Below are 20,460 nucleotides of genomic sequence, written 5' to 3' on the forward strand. Positions count from 1 at the left end.
AGGGAAGGTTAATCGCGCTCTTCCTAGCCTTCGGAACAAATCGGCATTTTAGCAAGTTGGGCTTTGCCCGGTGCACAAAAAGCCGTGATTGCCGGGCAGTCAGCCCCGGTCGAAATCAAAACAAGGACGAGGAAATCCCTGATGGGCATGAAATCCAGACTGTTTGCCAGCGCAGCCTTTCCGCTGCTTTCCCTTGCCTTTGCGGTGCCGCCGGTGGGCGCTTACGCCGCAGTGAGCGGTGGGGCGCAAGGCGCAGTTCACCCCGTTGTCGAAGGAAGCTACGAGATGGCGCAGGATGCGCCTTCGGAAGAGGAGCTTCTCAAAAAGAAGAAGAAGCTGGAAGAGGAGCAGCAACGACAGCAGGAACCGGCCGAAAAGCCCAGGCAGAGCGAAGCACCGGCCGAGCGCGCTCCGGAACCGGAACAAAAGCCGAAGCGTCAGCGCGAGCCCGAACCTCAGGCCGCGCCGGAAGCCCAGGCGCCGGCCGCTGAAGAACCCGCCCGTCCGCGCCGCCAGCGCGAGGCCCAGCCTGAACAGGCAGCTCCCGAACAGCAGGCGCCAGCCGCCGAGGAACCGCAGCGTCCACGCCGCCAGCGACAGGCACAGCCGGAACAGCCGGCCGAGCAGCCCAAGCGCCAGCGCGACCGCAACAAGCCGAGCAGCGAGCAGGCCGCACCGGATGTCCAGCAGCCAGCCGAACAGGCCCCGGCGGCCGGCGAGGCTCAGCAGCCTGCCGAAAAGCCGCGCCAGCGCCCGAAACCCAAAGCCGCCGAACAGCCGGCAGAGCAGACTACGGAACGGCCTGCAGAGCCGCAGCAGGGTGACAAGAAGCCTGCTGCGGCCGAGCAGGCGGCACCATCAGGCGAGGCACCTGCGCCGATCAAGAAACCCGCAGCGGCTGAACAGCCCGCGCCGGTGGAGAAGCCTGCGACAGCCGAAAAACCCGCAGCAACGGAAACGCCGGCGACCGCCGAAAAACCTGCCGCGGGCGAGCAGCCAGCCAATAGCCAGACCGCCCAGCCCGTACCCGGCCAGCAGCCTGAACAGCCTGCCGCCATCGCGCCGCAGCCCGGCGAACAGCCGGCGGCCGGGGCACCGCAACAGACCGAACAGGCGATCCCCGCACCTGAAAAGGTCACGCCGCAGGAGCTGGAGCGCCGCAAGGAAATCGCCCAGGATCCGGCCAAGAGCACCGAAACCATCGTCCTGCCGGTCGAGAACGGTGCCGCCGTTCTCGATAGCGACAAGGATGCCGATCGCAGCCAGGGCCGCCAGGGTCGTCGCGATCGCGACCGCCAGCGCGCCGACAGCCAGGATTTCAAGCTGCCGACCTCGGATGCCGAGGCCCAGTCGCTCAGCGCTACGCGACAGAGTGCGCCGGTGCAGATGGAAGCCATCACCCGGGAACAAGGCCGCCGCATGGACCGCCGCCCGCAGTTCGACCGGCCGGAGGGTGCAAACTACGGCGAGCGCACGGATGACAGCCGCATCATCATCCAGTTCGGCGACCGCACCGTCGTTCGCAGCGACGACGACCGCCGCTTCCTGCGTGACGGCGAACGGCCGAGCTATGAGGAGCTTTCCGGCGACCGCTACCGCGAAACGATCATGCGGCCCGAAGGCTATCGCATCGTGACGATCCGCAACCGCTATGGCGACATCATCCAGCGCTCGCGTGTCGATGCCCGCGGCCGGGAGGACGTGCTCTATTATTCACCGGAACTCTATGAGGATCCGGATCGCGACTACTTCGAGGATCCGGGCGCCGACCTGCCGCCGATGCGCCTGCGCGTGCCGCTGGACGACTATATCATCGACACCAGCACCGATCCGGACCGAGACTATTACGAGTTCCTGAGCGAGCCGCCGGTCGAACCCGTCGAGCGCGTCTATTCGCTGAACGAGGTGAAATATTCCGCCCGTATCCGCGACAAGGTACGCCGCATCGACCTCGACACGGTAACCTTCGCAACGGGCAGCGCGGAAATCCCGATGAGCCAGGCCCGCACGCTGCGCAAGGTTGCCGATGCGATCAACGAAGTGCTCGACAAGAACAAGAGCGAGACCTTCCTGATCGAAGGCCATACCGATGCGGTGGGTTCGGACCAGAGCAACCTGATCCTGTCCGACCAGCGCGCGGAGTCGGTCGCCAATGTGCTGACGGATGTCTACGGCATTCCGCCGGAGAACCTTGCGACGCAGGGCTATGGCGAGCGGTATCTGAAGGTGAATACCTTGGGACCGAATCAGGAAAACCGGCGTGTGACTATCAGGCGTGTGACACCGCTGGTGCGGCCGGTGGCGCAGAGGTAGTTTTTTGCCGGTATGATTGAGGAGGGCGGGGTCGCGAGGCCTCGCCCTTTATATTCTGTGACGAGCCTTCTGCCGAATTATCCCTTCGGCTAAGCAGGTTTCCTATTGTTCAGGATGCGATCGAGCGCGATTGTCCGGGATCTGGGTAGACCCGCCTGCTCGGCAAATTGTGGCCAATGGCTGATCGACATTCGAACCTGTTCGATCACATTCTTCGCCTCCAGATCGGGAATCGAGGCTTCTCTGGAGACGGTCAGCAGGTGCTGCATAGCCGGCTCTCTTCCTTCTCCCGCAATATCGGCGCTGTGCTCCCCTCCCGGGCCGGAAGAGAAAGTGAGGTCATAAGCCGGGGAGAGGGTCCATCGACCGTTTCCGCCCATGAGGAATGCGTGGTTCTTCGCGTGATCGTCCCGATTGCGGGCATAGACGTTGAAGACCATGCGCCGAAACATTCTGAGAACTTCGGAACTGTCGCGCGTCATCATCAGCGTCAACCTGTGGAGCTGCCCGTAATTCAGGGACGCCTCGCGATGACTGGCATTCAGGACGCCGCTCGCAGTATGCATGTGCAGTCGGCCGGCGGGCGTCCGGTCGAAGCGCTTCGTGGCGAAGAGACGGCTGCCCTTCTTCGTGTCGAATATTCGCGTCTCGGCCATCTCCAGCCCTGCCGAACCGGCCATTAAAGCATACGCCTTCTCTTCGGCGCCAATGTCGGCCGGGTCGCCGGCACCGCGTGCCTTCACCATCCATCGGTCGAAGCCGGACTTCATGTCCTGCCCGTAGTCCAGGATGAAGCTATTCTTGGCCTCGTTGAAGCCGATCATGATTTTTGGACGCGCGCCCGCGGAGCCGCCCTGTGCGCCTTGCAGCGTGTCGATGTCGGCAATATCCATCTCGGCCTGGACGAGCTCGATCTGCTCGACAAACCAATCCAGATCGATGTTATCGGTGAGTTTCCTGTTATCGTCAGGCAGTTCGGGAATATAGGCCAGTGCACCCATTCCCGTCTTCCCGATTGCCGAGAGGCGATCCAGCGGGGTGAGGAGGCGATAGTCGATGCCAGCCCTCTGAAGCCGGCGATCGAGCAGCAGCTTGCCCCATCCGTCCGGCAGGCTGTCGTTGAACAAACCGTGGAGGCCATCGAACGGATCGCGCGGCGCGGCGTTCAGGCCCGGATTTGTCTTCAGATTGAAGGGGGATACCGGCAAAGGTGCTGCGAGAAAGTCGGCCGCGTATTCAAAATAGGCTCTGCGCTCGCTGCCGCTCCATGCAAGGGTTCCCAGATTTCTGGAGCTTCCCTCGATATCGAGGATAACGCTCATTTTCTGCACCGGCTGGAACTTCATTTCCGGCGCACCCTCTGCCGCGCAGGGCGGTCAATGACGTCTTCGATCGTTTTCGGCGGGCGCGGCGGAAACAACTGCTCGAACTCCGCTTCCGCTTCCAGGACAAAGGCAATTTTCGCCAGCGCCTCCAGCGAGATCTTTCCCGTCTCCTCGAACAGTCTCAGGGATCCGTAGGACACACCCGCCCTTGCGGCAAGTTCCCTCTGGGTGATGCCGGCGTCGATACGTCGACGCTTCGCTCTTTGCGACAGGTCTTTGATGACATCGGCAGGAGATGTCATGCTAAATGCCATCATAATAGCACTTATCTCCATAATGGCAGGTAATTGCTATTATAATCGCATTCAGTTAGATTTCAATCAGCCTGCGCCGGAGCATCAAGCCCAACCGTCCGCACGATGAAATCCGCCAACCCCACGGTATCATCGAGATCGAACACCGCGAGCCCGGCGGCATCCTCCACCGCATGATCCGCCGCAATCGCCACGATATGCGGATCCTCCGGCGCCAGCGGATCGCGCCTGGCCGCCTCCAGACGCCGTGCCTCGATCTTCGGGATCGGCTCGCGCTTGTAGCCCTCGATCAGCACGAGATCGCAAGGCGCCAGCCGCGCCAATATTTCCTCGAAGCTCGGTTCCGGCTCCCCGCGCAGCTCGTGCATAATGGCGTAGCGGGTGCCGGAGACAATCGTCACCTCGTGGGCGCCGGCCTGGCGGTGGCGGTAGCTGTCTGCGCCGACCTTGTCGATATCGAAATCGTGGTGGGCGTGCTTGACGGTGGAAATGCGGTAACCACGCCGCGTGAATTCCTCGACGAGGCGGACCGCAAGTCCGGTCTTGCCGGAATTCTTCCAGCCGGCGATGCCGAAGATTTTCTGTGTCATCCCACCATCTTCCTTCATGCCCTAAGGGCCTCCAGCCAGCGTTCGGCCTCCATTAGATCATCTGATGTGTTGATGTTAAAGAAAGGATCGAGAACGCTGGCGCGGGTGGGATGCAGCGGGAAGGGCACTTCCCTAACGTCATGACGCAGGAGGAAGTCACGGACGCGGCGCTTCTCGTCGGTCTTCACCCACATTTCGAGATCGGCCGCCAATGCGGTCGGCCAGAGCCCGAAGACCGGATGGCTGCGGCCTTGCGAGGCGGCGATGGCGATGCGATCCGGATGGTCGATCGCGTTCGCAAGCCGGCTGACGAGATCGGCCGGGAAAAAGGGGCAATCGACCGAGACGGTGACGACATGGGTGGCGGGCAGGCCGGCGCCATAGACCATCGCCGCATGGATGCCGGCCATCGGTCCCGCCTTGCCGGCTATACGGTCGGAGACGACCGGCAGGGCGTGGCCGGCAGCGTCATCGGCATTGATGGCGATCTGCGTGACCTGCGGCGAAAGGCGAGACAGCATGTGGTCGAGCAGGCTGCGGCCGCCCAGCGTCACGCCCGCCTTGTCGCGGCCCATGCGCGAGGAGCGCCCGCCGGCCAGCACGACGCCCGGAATGGTCGATTGGTCGAGCACGAAATCAGTCATGGCGATACCTCAGACACTGTCTCAGCCGGGCGAGCCCTTACACGGGTGAACGGGGCGCCGATTCCTGGGCGACCGGCGGCACGTGGCGCTTGGCTTCACGATAGAACGTATAGAGGCCCGACGCGATGACGATGGCGGCACCCACCAGCGTCCAGAAATCGGGCACTTCGGCGAAGAAGAAGAAGCCGAGCAGGGAGGAGAAGATCAGGCTCGTATAGCGAAAGGGCGCCACGAAGGAGATTTCGCCTGTGCGCATGGCGACGATAACCGATTGGTAACCGACGAGCACGAGCACGGAGGCGAGCAGCAGATGCGAGAGCGAGGTGACACCGACCGGCTCCCATCCGCCGAGGAAGGGGATCATCAGCGCGCCGAAGATCGCAACCGAGATCGCCGTCACCGTCGTGATCATCAGCGAGGGGATATCCTTGCTGATGCTGCGGGTGGCAAGATCGCGGCCGGCCGTGACGGCGACGCTGGCGACGCAGAGCAGCGCGGCGGCGGTAAAACCTTCCGGGCCGGGGCGGATGATGATCATGACGCCGACGAGGCCGACGAGGATCGCCATCCAGCGCCGCCAGCCGACCGGCTCATGGAAGAACAGCGCCGCGCCAAAGGTGACGACCAGCGGCAGCGACTGCAGGATCGCCGAGGCATTGGCGATCGGCATCATGCCGAGCGCGGTGATGTAAGTGACGGCAGCGATGATCTCGCAGGTGATGCGCAGCGCGATGACGGGTTTGAGCATGACGCGCCAAGGCCGCAGCGCACCGAACTTCCAGGCGATCAGATAGACCAGGATGCTGGTGAAGAGGCCCCGCAGGAACATGATCTCGCCGGCATTCATATAGGCTATGACGGATTTGGAGAGTGCGTCGCTTGCGGAAAAGCCCGCCATCGCCATACTCATATAGATGGCGCCTTCGGTATTGCGTGATCGCGGCATGCTGGAGATTCCCTTACCTTGCAGGCTCTTTTAGAAGGGAAAGGCCGGCATGGGAATCGAAGGAATGTCACACCCCAGATAATTCGATGCTGCGATGCGGTACAACTTGCTGTTAAGGAAGCAAATCCTTGTGCAGGTGCGGCAAATATTAGAAATATAAGGATAATTCCCAAATCTTTCGGTTGCGGATTAAGGTTGTATCAACCGATTCAGCGAAAGATGCGGCCACTCTCCATGATGGAGGATGCCGCCGAACCATCCGGAATGATTGCGGAGTGGACGGTACCATTAGTTTCAAGGCGCCGCTCCCCATGCACTTCATCGACCGACTTCTGCAAAGCCGTCGTATCGTCACCAAGGTCCTGCTGTTCGTCATCCCGCTCGTGGTGCTAATCGCCGGTGTCGGCATCCTCGGCTACCACACGGCCAATATCCTGAACGGCCATATGACGGTGACGCGTGCGACGATCGAAAACATTTCCGATTTCGAGAACCTCCAGGCGGCGCTGCAGGAATTCGTCTCCGACCCCACGGATGCGAGCAAGGTCGATCTCGGCAAGGCGATCGATGCGCAGGAAAGCGGTGTCGTGCGGCTGAACGGTTTGTTGAAGACCGACGACCAGCACAGCCAGCTCATCGAAGTCAGCGGCCTTGCCGCCGCCATGCGCAAGCAGCAGCAGACACTGTGGGGACTGCGTCAGACCGAGGATGCAAGCGTTGCCGCCATCAACAAGACAGTGCAGGCGATCTCGGCTGCGGCTGACGAAGCCGGCGGCCAGACCGATCTCGTGCGCAAGGATTTCACCGACAAGGAAGTCTTCGCCAAGGCACTGCTTTACAATTCTGCCGCCTTCAAGTCGCTGACCGATATCATGGGCGCGATGCGCGTCGACATCCAGATGGGTTTTACGCCTGAGGAACAGATCGAGGCCGCCCAGCAGCATATAGCCCAGATCTTGAAACAGCTCGACGTCGCCAAGGCGATGGTCTCCAAGGACGGCCAGCCGCTGATCGGGCAGGTCGCAGAGACAGCCGGCAAGCTGGATGCGCTCCTGAAGGGCAGCGGCACGCCGGATGAGAAAGCCTCCGGCATGGCGCCGCTCTTGACCGGCTTCGTCAATACCGAGGGCCAGATGACGCTGCAGTCGGCCAAGAACAGCGACACGGCATCCGCCCGTTTCGTCAGCCTCGACAAGAGCATTGCCGAACAGCGCGAGCTTTTGACCTCGGTCGACCAGGTGCGCGACGGCGCCGACCGGTTGCAGGTGCATGTGAGCCAGATGTTGAGCGCCCGTGATGCAGCTTCACGTGACGTGGTTCTCGCCGACCTCAAGGCGCTGACCGAAACCGCGAAAAAGATCTCCGCGCTCGGCGCCAACGATGCCGTGATGAAAGCTTTTTCGGACAAGGTCGCCCCGGCTGCCGCATCGCTGACGTCAGGATCTGCCGACATGCTGAAGGCGGCTGCGGACTGGAAGGCTGCCCGCCAGCAGTCTTCGGAAATCCTTTCCGGCGCCATGGCCTCGCTCCGCCAGTTCGTCAGCCAGGCGCAGGAGCTCGGCAAGGAGGACAGCGAGCGTTCGGCGAATGTCTCCGTCTTCGCGATGATCCTCGGCACGCTGCTGGCGATCATCGGCGGGTTGATGCTGGTCGAGACGCTGCGCGGCCCGCTGAAGCGCGTTTCCGATATCATGACCCGGCTTGCCGATGGCGATCTCGAAGTGGCGATCGAAGGTCGCAACCGCGGCGATGAAATCGGCGATATGGTGCGCTCGGTCGCGGTCTTCCGTGATGCGGCCGTTGAGAATGTCCGCCTGGAAAAGGAAGCCGAAAGCGCACGCGCACTCTCTGCCGAGGAAGCCGGCCGCCGCGCCAGCGAACGCGCTCGCATCGAAGCCGAACAGAAGCAGGCGCTGAACGCGCTATCCGACGTGCTGCGGCAGCTCGCGGAAGGCAATCTGGAAGTCGGCATGCGCCGCGATCTCGCGACTGATTTCATCGACATGGCCGATACCTACAACCACGCCGTCGAGGCACTGCGCCAGACGCTGGCCGATGTGCGCGGCGCCACTGTCGAGATCAAGGGCGGCACGGGCAATCTTGCATCGTCTGCCGACGATCTCGCCCGCCGTACTGAACAGCAGGCGGCGGCGCTTGAAGAAAGCTCGCGGGCGCTGCGGCACCTGAGCGACGTCGTGCGCTCTACCGCCGACCGCGCCAAGCAGACGGCGCAATCCGTAGACCAGACGCAGGTTTTCGCCAGCCGCTCCGGCGAGGTCGTGGCCAAGGCAGTCGATGCGATGGGCGAAATCAACCGCTCATCCGAGAAGATCGCGACGATCATCGGCGTGATCGACGAGATCGCCTTCCAAACGAACCTGCTGGCATTGAATGCCGGCGTGGAAGCAGCACGCGCCGGCGAGGCGGGCCGCGGCTTCGCGGTCGTGGCGCAGGAAGTGCGCGAACTGGCACAGCGTTGCGCCAAGGCTGCCCGCGAAATCAAGGAGTTGATCTCGGCAAGCGCCGGCCAGGTACAGAGCGGCGTGCAACTCGTCGAGGAAACCGGTCAGGCGCTCGCCGAAATCATCGCCCATGTCGGCGGCGTGCAGCGTCTCGTCGCCGAGATTTCGGCGGCCACCGGCGAACAGTCGACCGGCCTTCACGAGGTCAGCAAGGCGGTCCATGACGTCGAACTCATCACCCAGCAGAATGCGGCAATGGTGGAAGAGAACAATGCCGAAATCCAGGGCCTGCGCCAGCGCGTCGACATGCTCTCGGAAAAGGTCAACCGCTTCCGCACCGGCGACGAGGGCGAGGCGCATGACTATGGGCGTGCTGAGGGCCGCTGGGCAGGCCAGGCTGCGTAAGCCGGCTTATAAAGGATGACATTGAGAGAGCCCGTGGTGTTCGCTGAACTGACCCCCGAAAGTTGTTGTCCAACTTTCGGGGATCAGTTCATTCGCATCGCGGGCTTTTCTTTTGAACCATTAGGCAGTCCGGTCGTTTCCCGATCATGTCCAACGAAGGAGATGACCGTGATGGATTGGAACCGTGTTGAAGGTAATTGGAAGCAGATGAAGGGCAAGGTCAGGGAACAGTGGGGCAGGCTCACCGACGACGACCTCGACCAGATCAACGGCCGCCGCGAACAGCTCGAAGGCAAGCTGCAAGAGCGCTACGGTTACGAAAAGGACCGCATCCGCAGAGATGTCGATACCTGGTACGACAGCCAGACCTGGCACTGAGCCATCCGACATTTGATTCCACATCGGAAAGATTTGGCCCCGCTTCTGCGGGGCTTTTTTTGGTGGAGTGCGGAACCGGCGCAATGAACAGAACGAGCGAGGTGGTGCGCTGCGGCTCCCTCGCTCGTTTCTGACTGAGTGGGGAGATTAGGGAACGCCTTGCCAAGAGCCACGAAAGTCGCGTCGCATCTCTGCCGGCCCTTCGCATGGCTTCGGGTGCTTCGCGGGGATCCTCACTCACCCACCCGTGACACTCATATGCCGGGCCACGGCGGGCCTGTTGTGCGTGCGGTCGATGATGAAATCGTGGCCCTTGGGCTTGCGGGTGATCGCCTCGTCGATGGCCGCATGGAGCAGGCCGTCGTCTTCGGTGGCGCGCAATGCGGCGCGCAGGTCGGCGGCGTCGTTCTGGCCGAGGCACATATAGAGCGTGCCAGTGCAGGTCAGGCGCACGCGGTTGCAGCTCTCGCAGAAATTATGGGTGAGCGGCGTAATGAAGCCTAGGCGGCCGCCCGTCTCCTCGACTGTCACATAGCGGGCAGGGCCGCCGGTCTGATAGTCGATATCGGTGAGGGTGAACTGCTGCTCCAGATCGGCACGCAGCTTGGAGAGCGGCAGGTACTGGTCGGTGCGGTCTTCTTCGATCTCGCCCATCGGCATGGTTTCGATGACGGTCAAGTCCATGCCGCGGCCATGCGCGAAACGCAGCATGGCGGGCATTTCCGCCTCGTTGAAATCCTTCAGTGCCACGGCATTGAGCTTGATCTTCAGGCCGGCCTTCTGGGCGGCATCGATGCCTTCCATCACCTTGGCGAAATCGCCCCAGCGGGTGATCCTGCGGAATTTTTCCGGATCGAGCGTGTCGAGCGAGACGTTGATGCGCCGCACGCCGCAATCGTAGAGCTCCTGCGCATGGCGGGCGAGTTGAGAGCCGTTGGTGGTGATCGTCAGTTCGTCGAGGCCGGAGCCGATCTGACGGCCGAGCTGGCGCACCAGGTACATGATGTTCTTGCGCACCAGCGGCTCGCCGCCGGTCAGCCGGATCTTGCGCACGCCCTTGGCGATGAAGGCGGAACAGAGCCGGTCGAGCTCTTCCAGCGTCAACAGGTCCTTCTTCGGCAGGAAGGTCATGTTTTCCGCCATGCAATAGGTGCAACGGAAATCGCAGCGGTCGGTGACGGAGACACGCAGATAAGTGACCGCACGCCCGAAGGGGTCGATCATCGGGCCTGCATCAGCAACAAGCGGCGCGGCATTGCCTATCGTTCCGACTCTGGTGTTCACGTCAATCTCCATACTCTCGTCAATGTGGGCATATGCTATTGTGGCGTCAAGGGAAACAGGCCACGGCGCCAAGCGAATTTGAGCTTGCGCTGAAAAAGATCCGCGCCTACTCCTCGCATCAGAAAAGGACATCATGATGAGCGATATCTGGCCGACCGAACTCAAGGTCTCGAAAGACCGCCAAAGGCTGGTGGTAAGCTTCAATGACGGGCAAAGCTTCCATCTCTCGGCCGAGCTCTTGCGCGTGCTGTCGCCTTCGGCCGAGGTGCAGGGGCATGGGCCGGGGCAGAAGGTCACGGTGCCGGGCAAGCGCAATGTCACCATCATCTCCGTCATACCGACCGGCAATTATGCTGTGCGCATCGGTTTCGACGATATGCACGATACCGGCATCTATACATGGACTTATCTGCGCGAACTCGGCGAACGAGGCTTCGAGCTCTTCTCGGCCTATGAGGAAGAGCTTGCGGCCAAGGGAATGAGCCGGGACGTAGCGGAAAAGCCGCGCTGATCGCAATAAAACTTAGGGGCAGACGAGGGGGCACATGACGGAAACACATAAAAAGAGCTGGCTGCGAGCCCACGGGCATACCGGCAGCAGGGTCACATTCCTGGAGCTCTTCTTCGATCTCGTTTTCGTCTTTTCCATCTCGCAATTGTCGCACGCGCTCTTTGCCCATTACACCCCGCTTGGGGCTGCCGAAGCAGCGCTGATGATGTTTGCCGTCTGGTGGGTGTGGATCTTCACCGCCTGGGTAACGAACTGGCTCGATCCGGAGCGCATGCCGGTGCGATCAATGCTGATCGTGCTGATGCTGCTCGGCCTCGTGCTCTCGGCCTCCATTCCCGAAGCCTTCGGCGAGAAGGGCCTGCTCTTCGCCTCAGCCTATGTGCTGATGCAGGTCGGCCGCTCGCTCTTCACCACCTATGCGATGCGGGCTGCGGGCCGCTCGGCCACCATCAACTTTGTGCGTATCACCACCTACCTTGCCGTTGCCGGCGTGTTCTGGATATCAGGCGGGTTTCTGGAGCATGAGGCGCGGCTGATCTGCTGGGTGATCGCGCTCTTGATCGAATATTCCGGGCCGGCACTCGGCTTTGCGGTGCCCGGTCTCGGCAAATCCAGGACGGAGGAATGGGACGTTTCCGGCGCGCATATGGCGGAGCGCTGCGCGCTCTTCATCATCATCTGCCTCGGCGAAGCGATCCTGGTGTCCGGCCGCACCTTCTCCGAAATGGAATTCTCGGTCATGACCGGGGTGGTCTTCCTGATCGGCTTCATCGGCACGGTCGCCATGTGGTGGCTCTATTTCCGCTTCGGCCATGAGCGGGCGGCGCATCGCATCGAGCATGAGGATACGCCAGGGAGCTTAGCGCGGCAGGCCTTCACCTATGCGCATATCCCGATCCTGGCAGGCATCATCGTGCATGCGGTGGCGGTGGAATTCATGTTCGAGCATCCGCATGAGACGGGCAATCTCGCCATCGCTGCCTCCGTGCTCGGCGGCTCCGGCCTCTTCCTGATCGGTAATCTCTGGTTCAAGGGCGCCACCAGCGGACGCCTGCCGCTCTCCCATCTCGCCGGCATCGTGATCCTGATCCTCTGTGCTTTCTTCGCGCCCTTCATGCAAGTCTATGTGATGGGCATTCTGGCAGCGCTGGTGCTGATCATCGTTGCGGCCTGGGAGTTTAGATCGCTGACGCGCGGGTCGGCTGGGCCAGTGCTGCATTGAAGCCGCCTGAGTGGTGAATCAGACCGCCGGGAGAAATTCCTGTGGCGTGACGAGGCCGCCTTCCAGCCAACGCTTGCCGCGCTCATAGAGCACCTCCACCTCGCGACCCTTAAGGCACGGCATGTCCCGCTTTACACGATAACCGATCTGCTCCTGGGTATAGGCGAGGTGTCGATATCCCTCCGGAAATCCCTGCAACACGTCCTGGTCGATTTCTGGCACTTCAGCAGGCGAAACAGGATCGATCCTGTCTTTCTCGTAGATCGGCTGCCGGATCACGATCGCCCAACGGTTGTCTCTCATTTCGAGAAAATCATAAAACCGGCCAGTGCAAACCACGTCGCAAAGGCAACCGTGAACCGACGCCCTCTGGGAAATGGTCATCTTCGTCTGCGCAACTGCCCGATGCGTTCTGATGTCGATCGAGCTGCCTCCGAGAAAATGGAGGATGCTCACCCCTTTGTCCCACCCCTCCTTACTGACGCGGATAAACTCCGTAGCTGGCCCCTGGAACCAGGTCGCCATCATCCAGCCGTCGTCATGCCATACGGTCTTGAACCGCTCCCAGTGGCCGGCGTCCCGCCAGATCGCCCAGTTTTGAAGAAGCTCGCCGATCGCAAGCTTGTCATCCCATTCCGCCATCGCCTTTTACCTCAGTTGCGTGCCGTAACCGCGAAGATCGTACCACGGCATCGGCGAGCAATTCAAAAGCCGAGCCAGCAGACGCGTCTCAGTCCTCTTCCCTCAAATCCTGTAGCAACACGCCGATGATGCGCTCCATCGAATCGGCTGTTGCCATGCATTGTTCGATTGGCTCCGCAGAGAGGGTGCGCTCGATAAGGGCCGTCTGGACGGCCATGGCCTCCTCGGTCAGCTTGCGACCCTCCGGCGTAAGGTGCAGGCGTAGTACCCGTTTGTCGCGTTCGTCGTCGCGGCGGATGATCAGGCCGCGCTTTTCCATCTGCGGCAGGAGCATGCTCATGTTCGAGCGGCCGACCAATAGTTTCCTTGCCAGTTCCTGCTGCGAAATGCCTTCGAAGCGGTAGAGATTGATGAGGATATCGAGATGCGGCGGCTTGATATCCAGATCGGATAACGCGCGCGCCAAGGATTGCTGCATGAGCTGGCAGGCGCGAGCCACCGCGATCCAGCTTCTAAAACGCGGATGATCCCAGGGGAGGGATTGATTTTTGTTCATCGTTGTACTTTATTGTTCAGTGTTGAACATTATCGGATTCCCATCATGGCAAACTTTGCGCTTGAGGTCACCCGCCTCGGATTTTCGCTCATGCAATCCGTTTCACCGCGCCTTGCCGGCGAGGCGGCCTTCCGGCTGTTCTGCCGCACCCCATCCGCCAGGCCCAGGGGCGAGAAGGCGAGGGCCGCGCATGCGGCAGGTATCGCCAAGCTTGCCGATGCGGAACGGTTCCTGCTGCGCGTCGAGGGCAGGCGGGCGCATGTCTACCGGCTGAATGGCGGAGCGCTCGGCCGGCGCAAGCGTTATCTCGTCACCCATGGCTGGGGCTCCGGCATGGCCTACATGGCCGATCTCGTGACGATGCTGGCGGCTACGGGTGCGGAAGTGATTGCGCTCGATTTTCCGGGCCACGGGCGATCGGGTGGGCGCTTCCTGCATATGGCGCTGGCCGTGAAGGCGATTGCCGCAGCCGAGGCGCGCTTCGGCCGTTTCGATGCGGTCATCGGCCATTCCTTCGGTGGCGCGGCGCTGATGGTTTCGGCCCTGGCCATGCTGCCGGATGTGAAGCCCGTCTCGGCTGAACGTTTGGTACTGATCGGCTCGCCCAGTGAAATGCAGTGGCTGTTTACCGATTTCGGCCGGATGCTGCGGCTGAAACCGGCGGCACAGGCCGCACTTGAGGACGTCGTGCATCGCATCACCGGTCGGAGACTCGAGGATTTTGACGCGGGCAAACGAGCCAATCACGTCGGCAAGCCGGTGCTCGTCATCCATGCCGAGGACGACAAGGAAGTGAGTGCTACCCATGCGCGTCGTTATGCGGCTTCGGGCGGGCATGTGCGGCTCTCCTGGGCCAACGGTTTCGGCCACCGGCGCATCATGTCGGCCGGTCCGGTGCTGAGCGAAGTCGCGGCTTTCCTCGCGGAAGAAGACATCAAAAAAGATGCTGAGATCATTCCGATTTTTGAGCTTCCGGCGCGTCGCGCATCGGTGTAGCGTCCGCCCGGCCGCAGGTCAGACGGCCGGCACTATGGCGGGATATCCATGAAAATCATCGGCAGTATCGAGGAGCTCAACGAAATCTATGGCGCGGGGCTGTCGCAGGCCTCCGTCGACAAGGTGACGAAGGAACTGACGCCGCTCTACCGGGGCATGATCGAGATGTCGCCCTTCGTGGCGCTTGCGACCGTCGGCCCGGAAGGGCTCGACTGCTCGCCGCGTGGCGATCTCGGCGGCGTGGTGCGCATTATCGACGACAGGACGCTGCATCTGCCCGACTGGCGCGGCAACAACCGCGTCGATTCGCTTTCCAACATCGTGCGCGATCCGCGCCTGTCGCTGATGTTTCTCATTCCGGGCTCCAACACGGTCATGCGCATCAACGGCCGCGGCGTCGTCTCCAATGACGAGGCGCTGCTTGCGAGTTTCGAGATGGACGGCAAACACCCGCGCACGGTCACCGTCATCAGTATCGTCGAGGTCTATTTCCAGTGCGCCCGCGCTGTCATGCGCGCCGAGCTGTGGAATGCCGACCACTTCGTCGATCCGGCCAGCCTACCGACGCCCGGCCAGATGCTGAAGGATGCGGTCGGCGATTTCGACCACGAGACCTACGACCGCGAATGGCCGGCGCGCGCTGCCAAGACGATGTGGTGAGGTGAGGGTGCGCATCATCCGGTGGTGACATAGATTAAAAGACCCCTCCCCACAAAGGGGAGGGGCTTAACCTGCCGCGCCTGACTACTTCCGGATCTTTAAGGTCCCGGGTGGGGCGAAGCGGTGCCCCAGGTTAGTCCCTTCCCTTGTGGGGAGGGGTTTTGACAACGTCCAAACCGGCTACATACTTGACACTATAGACCGGGGACGTGCCGGACAGCCACTCATCTCCATGTCCTCGGACAGGCCCGACGTGTCCAAGAGATGCAGGAGACGATGTCAGGCCACCACCCTCCTCGGAAACAGCACAGCATTCGACGCCGTCCTGAGGCCATCGACGACAAGCGGCGCCTCATAAACTCGAGGCACCTCGATCCCCAGCCTTCCGTGCAGCGCCGCAGCCGAGCGGGGCAGGAAGGGCAGGAGGCAGCGAGCGACGACCGCCAGCCCATAGACCTGCTCGGCAAGGCAAGCGCCGAGACGTTCGGCGGTTGCCTGTCGCTCCGCGGGCGTGAGATCGCCCAGCAGCGCCTTCGCATCCGCCCATGGTGCGCGTTTGGCAAAGCGCCTGTTTGCCTCGCCGATAAAGGCGAAGATATCGGCAAGGCCGACATGCAGCTCATAGGCATCGAAAGCTTCAGCGATCTTCCCGGGAAGACGAGCTGCCTCCTGCACGAAATCGCTGTCCTGCAGTGGCGGAACGATCCCGCCAAAGGAACTCGCGAGAAGCGCCAGTACCCGGTTGGCGAGATTGCCGAGCTGGCCGCCGAGTTCGCCCGACCATGCGGCTTCGAGACGCCCGCCGGAGAAGTCGCCATCATCGCCCGAGCGGATATGCCGGAGCAGATAGTAGCGCAGCGCATCCGGCGTGCCGTAGGCATCGATGATGCTATCCGGATCGATACCGTTGCCTGCCGATTTGCCGATCTTCCTGCCATCGACCGTGACATAACCATGCACCGATATCGATGACGGCGGCGGCAAGCCGGCCGAGAGCAGGATCGCCGGCCAATAGATGGCATGGAATTTCGAGATGCCCTTGCCGACGACGTGGATGCGTTCGCCGCCGCCGGTCCAGTAGCGCTTGAAGAGCGTCTGATCGGTGCCGTAGCCGAGCCCCGTCAGATAGTTCGCGAGCGCGTCGAACCAGACATAGACCACCTCATCTCCATCAGAGACGGGAACGCCCCAGCCGCGCGCCCGCTCGGCGCTGCGTGAGACGCTGATATCCTCAAGGCCCCGCCGCAGAAGGGCCAGCACCTCGTTGCGCCGGTGCGCAGGAACGATCGTGAGTTCGCCGCTGTCGATGAGCTGCAGGATCCGGTCACCATGGGGGGACAGGCGGAAGAACCAGTTCTCCTCTTTGACAGGTTCGAGGGGGACGCCATGTTCCGGGCATCGGCCGTCAACGAGTTCTGCGGCCTCGTAGAATTGCTCACAGCCGACGCAATAGAGGCCTTCATAGGCCTTGCGATAGAGGTCTCCATTGTCGGCGCAGGCGTTCCACAAGGCGTGTACGCAAGCGAGATGGCGCGGGTCGCGGGAGGTGCGCACGAATTCGTCGTTGGAAATGTCGAGCCGCGTGCCGAGGCGCTCGAACCTATCGGCATTGGCGCTGACGAAATCCGCCACGGGCAGGCCTGCGGCTTCCGCCGATCGGACATTCTTCAGGCTGTTGTCATCGGTTCCGCACTGGAAGCGGACATTGCGGCCAAGCAGGCGGAAATGGCGCGCATAAGCGTCGGCCTGCACGAGTTCCAGCGCAAAGCCCACATGCGGGGCGGCGTTCACATAGGGGATAGAGGCGGTGATATAGGTGTCCGGCTTGTTCATCGGTTGATCCTTTCGAGGCTGTTTGCCCGCGAGACGGATCGACCCATGAAAAGACCGCCTCGGGGGCGGTCGCTGGTGCATTATGGACGCACGAAACCCGCCACGCTATGAGCGCGGCATCATCATCACTGACGTGTTGATCACGGTTCTGTCCATGCGGAATTGGTAACACCTGGAGCCGCATCCGACAAGCGGGCTGCTTTCAGCGCAATATCGGCTATTCTCGGCGGCCTGATGCGATTGCGCGGAGGAAGCGATGGCGATTGAAAGCGTGAGGACGGGCGGCTGTGCGTGTGGCGCAGTCCGGTATGAAGTCGAAGGCGAGCCGTACCAATCCGGGCTCTGCCACTGCACCAAGTGCCGGAAACTGACCGGCTCGATCTTTTCGGCGACGGCGAACTGGCGCCGCTCGAAGTTCCAGATGGACGGCGAGATCAGCATCTACGACAAGCGATCCTTTTGCCCGATCTGCGGTTCGCGGCTGTTCTTCATGTTCGAGGATGCGGTGGAAGTCTTCCTCGGAACGCTGGATCCGGCGCCTGTTAATATCAGGCCGATGGTCGAAGTCTGGACTGTCAGGCGCGAGTCCTGGCTGCCGCCGATCCCGAACGTCCGGCTTTACGACGAAAACGAACACGCGCCGTAAATTCGGAACGCGCCCATAGTCGTCAATAAAACGTCGATTTGAAGGGAACGATCGCCGAGCCCATGGCGGCGGCGTCGCCTGATATCTCTGACACGATGAGCTTGGGGTGCGGGCGAGGTACGCCGTAGCGCGGGCGGCCGAAAAGTTCGGTGCGTTCGCTCAGCATCTGTGCCAGTCCCGGCGGCACCTGGCCGCCGAAAACGATTGCCTGTGGGTCGTAGATCGCCCAGATGGCGTTGACGAGACGGTTGTAGGCGGGCGTGACCTCCTCGACCCATTCCGCTACACCCGGCCATTTCGGATCGAAATGTTTGCGCAGATAAGGGATCGACGGCACGTCGACATTGTGGCGCTTGAGCTTCTCCAGGAGCAACTGCAGGGCCGGGCGGCGCAGCGTCTCCTCGTCGTCATACATGCCGGAGAATTCGCCGGCATTTCCATTGCCGCCGGCTAGAAGTTCGCCGTCGTTGATCAGGCCGCCACCAAAGCCGTAGTTGAAGCTGAGATAGGCGAAGTGCTTGACGAAGCGGCCGCAGCCGAACATCGCCTCGGCGACCGCGCCGGCGCTGCCGCCATTCAGCAGCCAGACGGGCTTTTTGAAGAGATCGCTCAGCAGCGGCCCGAGCTCGATCAGCGACCATTCATGCAGCGGCATCGAGGCATTGTATTTTGTCCCCGATATCAGAGCGCCGGCAATGCCGAAGCCGATACCGAAGAAGGTCTCGTCATCGAGGCCGTTCAACTGCTGCAGTTCGGCAATGCGTTCGCGCACGCGATCCAGCGCCTGGTTCATGCCCAGCTCCCTCAGCGAGATGTCGCTTTCGCCGAGCACATTGCCTGACAGGTCCACCAGGCAGATGTCGACCACGTCGGAATTGACGGAAATGCCGACCGAATAGGCGTGGCGGCCGTTAAGGCTGAGCATGGGGCTCGGCTGGCCGCGGCCGAGGCCGGGCTTGGGAGACCCCAGCGAAACGATGCCGCGCTCGACGAGCTGGTCGATGATGCGATGGACCGACTGCTGTGTGAGATCCGTATGGCCGGTGATCTCGGATCGTGACAGGCCGGGATTGCGCCAGATGAGTTTCAGCAGGCTGCGCTCATTCGAGGAGACGACGATTTCTTCGCCCGGACGCCGGAAGCGGGAGGCGATCAACGGTTCTGGAGAATAAGCCACGACCCACCTCGAATATACTACAAAAGTGTAACACTGAAACCGACGGCAACCGCTGGTGACTGCATACCGGGCTTCTCTAGTCCAATCAAGCCAGATCTCGTCATCCATTTGTTACACATAAAGTGTATTAACCCGGCCGTTCACGATCCGGACACCGATCCGGCGGGTCTCACATTTCAGGCGAGGGCAAAATGAAGATTTCCATTCTGGTGGCTGCGGCCGCCCTGCTGACGGCTGCGTGTTCTTCTGCTCAGGCAGCCAATTTCGAATTCTGGTATGGCAATACGGGAAGCGTCGAAAAGGCGATCCTGGCGCAATGCGACGCCTTCAATGCGTCGCAATCGGCCAATCACGTCACCTGCGTCGGGCAGGGCAGCTATGAAGTGTCCATGCAGAAGGCAATTGCCGCCTACCGCTCCAACAAGCATCCGGTGCTGATCCAGTTCTTCGATGCCGGCACGCTCGACCTCTTGCTGTCGGACGCCGTCGTTCCGGTTCAGGACGTGCTGCCGGATGTCGACTGGAACAATTACATCAAGGGCGCGCGCTCCTATTACGAAACCTCCGGCGGCAAGCTCTATTCGCAGCCCTATAATGCCTCGACGCTGCTTTTCTACGTCAACAAGACGGAGCTTGAAAAAGCCGGCTTTACCGAGATGCCGAAGGCCTGGGAAGACATCATCGAGGCCGCCCGCAAGCTGAAGGCTGCCGGCCATGAATGCCCCTATGTCACCAATGGCGAGCCCTGGTCGATGTTCGAGCAGTTCTCCGCCCGTCATGGCCTGCCGATCGCTTCCGAACATAACGGCTATGATGGCCTGAACGCCGAATATGTCTTCAACTCCACCTTCGTTGCCAAACATCTGCAAAACCTGGTCGACTGGCGCAAGGAAGGCCTGGTGAAGATCGCCAGCGACACCAAGGCCGGCAACTACACCGCCGCCTTCAATTCCGGCGAATGCGCCATGATGGAAAACTCCTCCGGCTCCTATACGGACTCGGCAAAGGCCTTCGAGGGCAAGTACGAACTCTCGGTCGGCCTGACGCCGATGTACAAGAGTTATGAGCGCCACAACACTTTCGTCGGCGGCGCTTCCATCTACATCATGAAGGGCCATGAGCAGGCCGAGATTGACGGCGCCAAGGCCTTTCTCGATTTCCTGCGCAAGCCCGAACAGCAGATGTTCATGACGGCATCCACCGGCTACGTGCCCGTCACCACCGACGTACTCGATGCAATCGCCAAGAGCGGTGACGCCGGTTCGCGCAAATACGCGACGGCCGCCGTCGGTATCGAATCCATGAACGAGCCGGGCACAGCAGATACGCGCGGCATCCGCCTCGGCTTCTATGTGCAGTTCCGCTCGGTGCTGATGGAAGAGACCCAGAAGGCATTCGCAGGAACTGAGACCATGCAGGTGGCGCTCGATAACGCCAAGAAGCGTGGCGACGAGCTGCTGCGCCGCTTCGAGCAGACCTACAAGACGGCAAAGTTGCCCTGATCCATGTCAGGTGCGGCGCTCTGCCTGCGCCGCACCTGCCTTTCTCGAAATGGA

19 protein-coding genes are annotated in these 20,460 nt (G+C 61.6%); 9 read left to right on the forward strand and 10 right to left on the reverse strand.

The annotated features are described in order from the left end of the window. Nucleotides 1-141 precede the first annotated feature (141 nt). Nucleotides 142-2,313 carry an OmpA family protein gene (locus tag FHT82_RS22025; RefSeq protein WP_183734809.1) on the forward strand — a complete coding sequence of 724 codons (2,172 nt, stop codon included), beginning with the start codon at nt 142-144 and terminating at the stop codon, nt 2,311-2,313. Between the two features lie 89 nt (nt 2,314-2,402). On the opposite strand, the gene FHT82_RS22030 is transcribed toward FHT82_RS22025, so the two are convergent. From FHT82_RS22030 to FHT82_RS22050, 5 genes are read right to left on the reverse strand one after another with little or no spacing between them, the layout of a single operon-like run. Then, a complete protein-coding gene (locus FHT82_RS22030; RefSeq protein WP_183734810.1) occupies nt 2,403-3,659 on the reverse strand; it encodes a type II toxin-antitoxin system HipA family toxin in 1,257 nt (418 codons plus the stop codon). Beyond that, entirely contained in the window at nt 3,656-3,955 is a 300-nt protein-coding gene (locus FHT82_RS22035; RefSeq protein WP_183734811.1) for a helix-turn-helix transcriptional regulator, read from the reverse strand. Before FHT82_RS22035 ends, FHT82_RS22030 begins: the two co-directional genes overlap by 4 nt. Nucleotides 3,956-4,014: 59 nt before the next feature. Next, nucleotides 4,015-4,542 carry a molybdopterin-guanine dinucleotide biosynthesis protein B gene (gene mobB / locus FHT82_RS22040; protein WP_183734812.1) on the reverse strand — a complete coding sequence of 176 codons (528 nt, stop codon included), beginning with the start codon at nt 4,540-4,542 and terminating at the stop codon, nt 4,015-4,017. Nucleotides 4,543-4,556: 14 nt separating this feature from the next. Beyond that, nucleotides 4,557-5,186 (reverse strand): molybdenum cofactor guanylyltransferase MobA, encoded by a 630-nt coding sequence (mobA, locus tag FHT82_RS22045; protein WP_183734813.1) that lies wholly within the window; start codon nt 5,184-5,186, stop codon nt 4,557-4,559. A 37-nt stretch (nt 5,187-5,223) separates the two neighbouring features. Further along, nucleotides 5,224-6,132 (reverse strand): DMT family transporter, encoded by a 909-nt coding sequence (locus FHT82_RS22050; RefSeq protein WP_183734814.1) that lies wholly within the window; start codon nt 6,130-6,132, stop codon nt 5,224-5,226. A 311-nt stretch (nt 6,133-6,443) separates the two neighbouring features. Here FHT82_RS22050 and FHT82_RS22055 point away from each other — a divergent pair, with 311 nt between their 5' ends. Together FHT82_RS22055 and FHT82_RS22060 are read left to right on the forward strand one after the other, a co-directional pair. Continuing rightward, nucleotides 6,444-8,999, forward strand: coding sequence for a methyl-accepting chemotaxis protein (locus tag FHT82_RS22055; RefSeq protein ID WP_183735091.1), 2,556 nt, complete (start codon nt 6,444-6,446; stop codon nt 8,997-8,999). A 171-nt stretch (nt 9,000-9,170) separates the two neighbouring features. Further along, nucleotides 9,171-9,377: a CsbD family protein gene (locus FHT82_RS22060; RefSeq protein ID WP_183734815.1), complete on the forward strand. Its 207-nt coding sequence runs from the start codon at nt 9,171-9,173 to the stop codon at nt 9,375-9,377. Nucleotides 9,378-9,614: 237 nt separating this feature from the next. Here FHT82_RS22060 and moaA read toward each other — a convergent pair whose 3' ends face one another. Continuing rightward, complete coding sequence (gene moaA, locus FHT82_RS22065) at nt 9,615-10,661, reverse strand: GTP 3',8-cyclase MoaA (RefSeq protein ID WP_183734816.1); 1,047 nt, start codon at nt 10,659-10,661, stop codon at nt 9,615-9,617. 136 nt (nt 10,662-10,797) lie between these two features. Here moaA and FHT82_RS22070 point away from each other — a divergent pair, with 136 nt between their 5' ends. Beyond that, nucleotides 10,798-11,172 carry a DUF971 domain-containing protein gene (locus FHT82_RS22070; protein ID WP_183735092.1) on the forward strand — a complete coding sequence of 125 codons (375 nt, stop codon included), beginning with the start codon at nt 10,798-10,800 and terminating at the stop codon, nt 11,170-11,172. A gap of 34 nt (nt 11,173-11,206) precedes the next feature. After that, the gene (locus FHT82_RS22075; protein ID WP_183734817.1) at nt 11,207-12,394 is read left to right on the forward strand and encodes a low temperature requirement protein A; all 1,188 of its coding nucleotides are present in this window, start codon (nt 11,207-11,209) and stop codon (nt 12,392-12,394) included. Between the two features lie 18 nt (nt 12,395-12,412). Here FHT82_RS22075 and FHT82_RS22080 read toward each other — a convergent pair whose 3' ends face one another. Beyond that, nucleotides 12,413-13,036: a nuclear transport factor 2 family protein gene (locus FHT82_RS22080; RefSeq protein WP_183734818.1), complete on the reverse strand. Its 624-nt coding sequence runs from the start codon at nt 13,034-13,036 to the stop codon at nt 12,413-12,415. Nucleotides 13,037-13,124: 88 nt separating this feature from the next. Continuing rightward, the gene (locus FHT82_RS22085; RefSeq protein ID WP_183734819.1) at nt 13,125-13,592 is read right to left on the reverse strand and encodes a MarR family transcriptional regulator; all 468 of its coding nucleotides are present in this window, start codon (nt 13,590-13,592) and stop codon (nt 13,125-13,127) included. A 45-nt stretch (nt 13,593-13,637) separates the two neighbouring features. Here FHT82_RS22085 and FHT82_RS22090 point away from each other — a divergent pair, with 45 nt between their 5' ends. Continuing rightward, a complete protein-coding gene (locus FHT82_RS22090; RefSeq protein ID WP_183734820.1) occupies nt 13,638-14,588 on the forward strand; it encodes an alpha/beta fold hydrolase in 951 nt (316 codons plus the stop codon). Nucleotides 14,589-14,636: 48 nt separating this feature from the next. After that, complete coding sequence (locus tag FHT82_RS22095) at nt 14,637-15,248, forward strand: pyridoxamine 5'-phosphate oxidase family protein (protein ID WP_183734821.1); 612 nt, start codon at nt 14,637-14,639, stop codon at nt 15,246-15,248. 279 nt (nt 15,249-15,527) lie between these two features. Here the strand turns inward: FHT82_RS22095 and FHT82_RS22100 are convergent, their stop codons facing one another. After that, complete coding sequence (locus tag FHT82_RS22100) at nt 15,528-17,081, reverse strand: methionine--tRNA ligase (protein ID WP_183734822.1); 1,554 nt, start codon at nt 17,079-17,081, stop codon at nt 15,528-15,530. 256 nt (nt 17,082-17,337) lie between these two features. Here FHT82_RS22100 and FHT82_RS22105 point away from each other — a divergent pair, with 256 nt between their 5' ends. Continuing rightward, nucleotides 17,338-17,727 carry a GFA family protein gene (locus FHT82_RS22105; protein WP_183734823.1) on the forward strand — a complete coding sequence of 130 codons (390 nt, stop codon included), beginning with the start codon at nt 17,338-17,340 and terminating at the stop codon, nt 17,725-17,727. Nucleotides 17,728-17,749: 22 nt separating this feature from the next. Here the strand turns inward: FHT82_RS22105 and FHT82_RS22110 are convergent, their stop codons facing one another. Then, on the reverse strand, nt 17,750-18,904 hold the full coding sequence (locus FHT82_RS22110) for an ROK family transcriptional regulator (RefSeq protein ID WP_183734824.1): 1,155 nt from the start codon (nt 18,902-18,904) through the stop codon (nt 17,750-17,752). A 191-nt stretch (nt 18,905-19,095) separates the two neighbouring features. On the opposite strand from FHT82_RS22110, the gene FHT82_RS22115 reads away from it, so the two are divergent. Continuing rightward, complete coding sequence (locus FHT82_RS22115; RefSeq protein ID WP_183734825.1) at nt 19,096-20,406, forward strand: extracellular solute-binding protein; 1,311 nt, start codon at nt 19,096-19,098, stop codon at nt 20,404-20,406. Nucleotides 20,407-20,460: the final 54 nt, after the last annotated feature.

This window comes from Rhizobium sp. BK275, from assembly GCF_014193555.1.
In the GTDB taxonomy this organism is placed as follows: Bacteria; Pseudomonadota; Alphaproteobacteria; order Rhizobiales; family Rhizobiaceae; genus Rhizobium.

Bases quoted from the DNA above. Each gene is read 5' to 3' on its own strand.
- FHT82_RS22025 (WP_183734809.1), top strand. From the start codon at position 142: ATGGGCATGAAATCCAGACTGTTTGCCAGCGCAGCCTTTCCGCTGCTT.
- FHT82_RS22055 (WP_183735091.1), top strand. From the start codon at position 6,444: ATGCACTTCATCGACCGACTTCTGCAAAGCCGTCGTATCGTCACCAAG.
- FHT82_RS22030 (WP_183734810.1), bottom strand. From the start codon at position 3,659: ATGAAGTTCCAGCCGGTGCAGAAAATGAGCGTTATCCTCGATATCGAG.
- FHT82_RS22035 (WP_183734811.1), bottom strand. From the start codon at position 3,955: ATGATGGCATTTAGCATGACATCTCCTGCCGATGTCATCAAAGACCTG.
- FHT82_RS22100 (WP_183734822.1), bottom strand. From the start codon at position 17,081: ATGAACAAGCCGGACACCTATATCACCGCCTCTATCCCCTATGTGAAC.
- FHT82_RS22115 (WP_183734825.1), top strand. From the start codon at position 19,096: ATGAAGATTTCCATTCTGGTGGCTGCGGCCGCCCTGCTGACGGCTGCG.
- FHT82_RS22050 (WP_183734814.1), bottom strand. From the start codon at position 6,132: ATGCCGCGATCACGCAATACCGAAGGCGCCATCTATATGAGTATGGCG.
- FHT82_RS22070 (WP_183735092.1), top strand. From the start codon at position 10,798: ATGAGCGATATCTGGCCGACCGAACTCAAGGTCTCGAAAGACCGCCAA.
- FHT82_RS22060 (WP_183734815.1), top strand. From the start codon at position 9,171: ATGGATTGGAACCGTGTTGAAGGTAATTGGAAGCAGATGAAGGGCAAG.
- FHT82_RS22090 (WP_183734820.1), top strand. From the start codon at position 13,638: ATGGCAAACTTTGCGCTTGAGGTCACCCGCCTCGGATTTTCGCTCATG.
- FHT82_RS22085 (WP_183734819.1), bottom strand. From the start codon at position 13,592: ATGAACAAAAATCAATCCCTCCCCTGGGATCATCCGCGTTTTAGAAGC.
- FHT82_RS22105 (WP_183734823.1), top strand. From the start codon at position 17,338: ATGGCGATTGAAAGCGTGAGGACGGGCGGCTGTGCGTGTGGCGCAGTC.
- mobA (WP_183734813.1), bottom strand. From the start codon at position 5,186: ATGACTGATTTCGTGCTCGACCAATCGACCATTCCGGGCGTCGTGCTG.
- FHT82_RS22080 (WP_183734818.1), bottom strand. From the start codon at position 13,036: ATGGCGGAATGGGATGACAAGCTTGCGATCGGCGAGCTTCTTCAAAAC.
- mobB (WP_183734812.1), bottom strand. From the start codon at position 4,542: ATGACACAGAAAATCTTCGGCATCGCCGGCTGGAAGAATTCCGGCAAG.
- FHT82_RS22075 (WP_183734817.1), top strand. From the start codon at position 11,207: ATGACGGAAACACATAAAAAGAGCTGGCTGCGAGCCCACGGGCATACC.
- FHT82_RS22095 (WP_183734821.1), top strand. From the start codon at position 14,637: ATGAAAATCATCGGCAGTATCGAGGAGCTCAACGAAATCTATGGCGCG.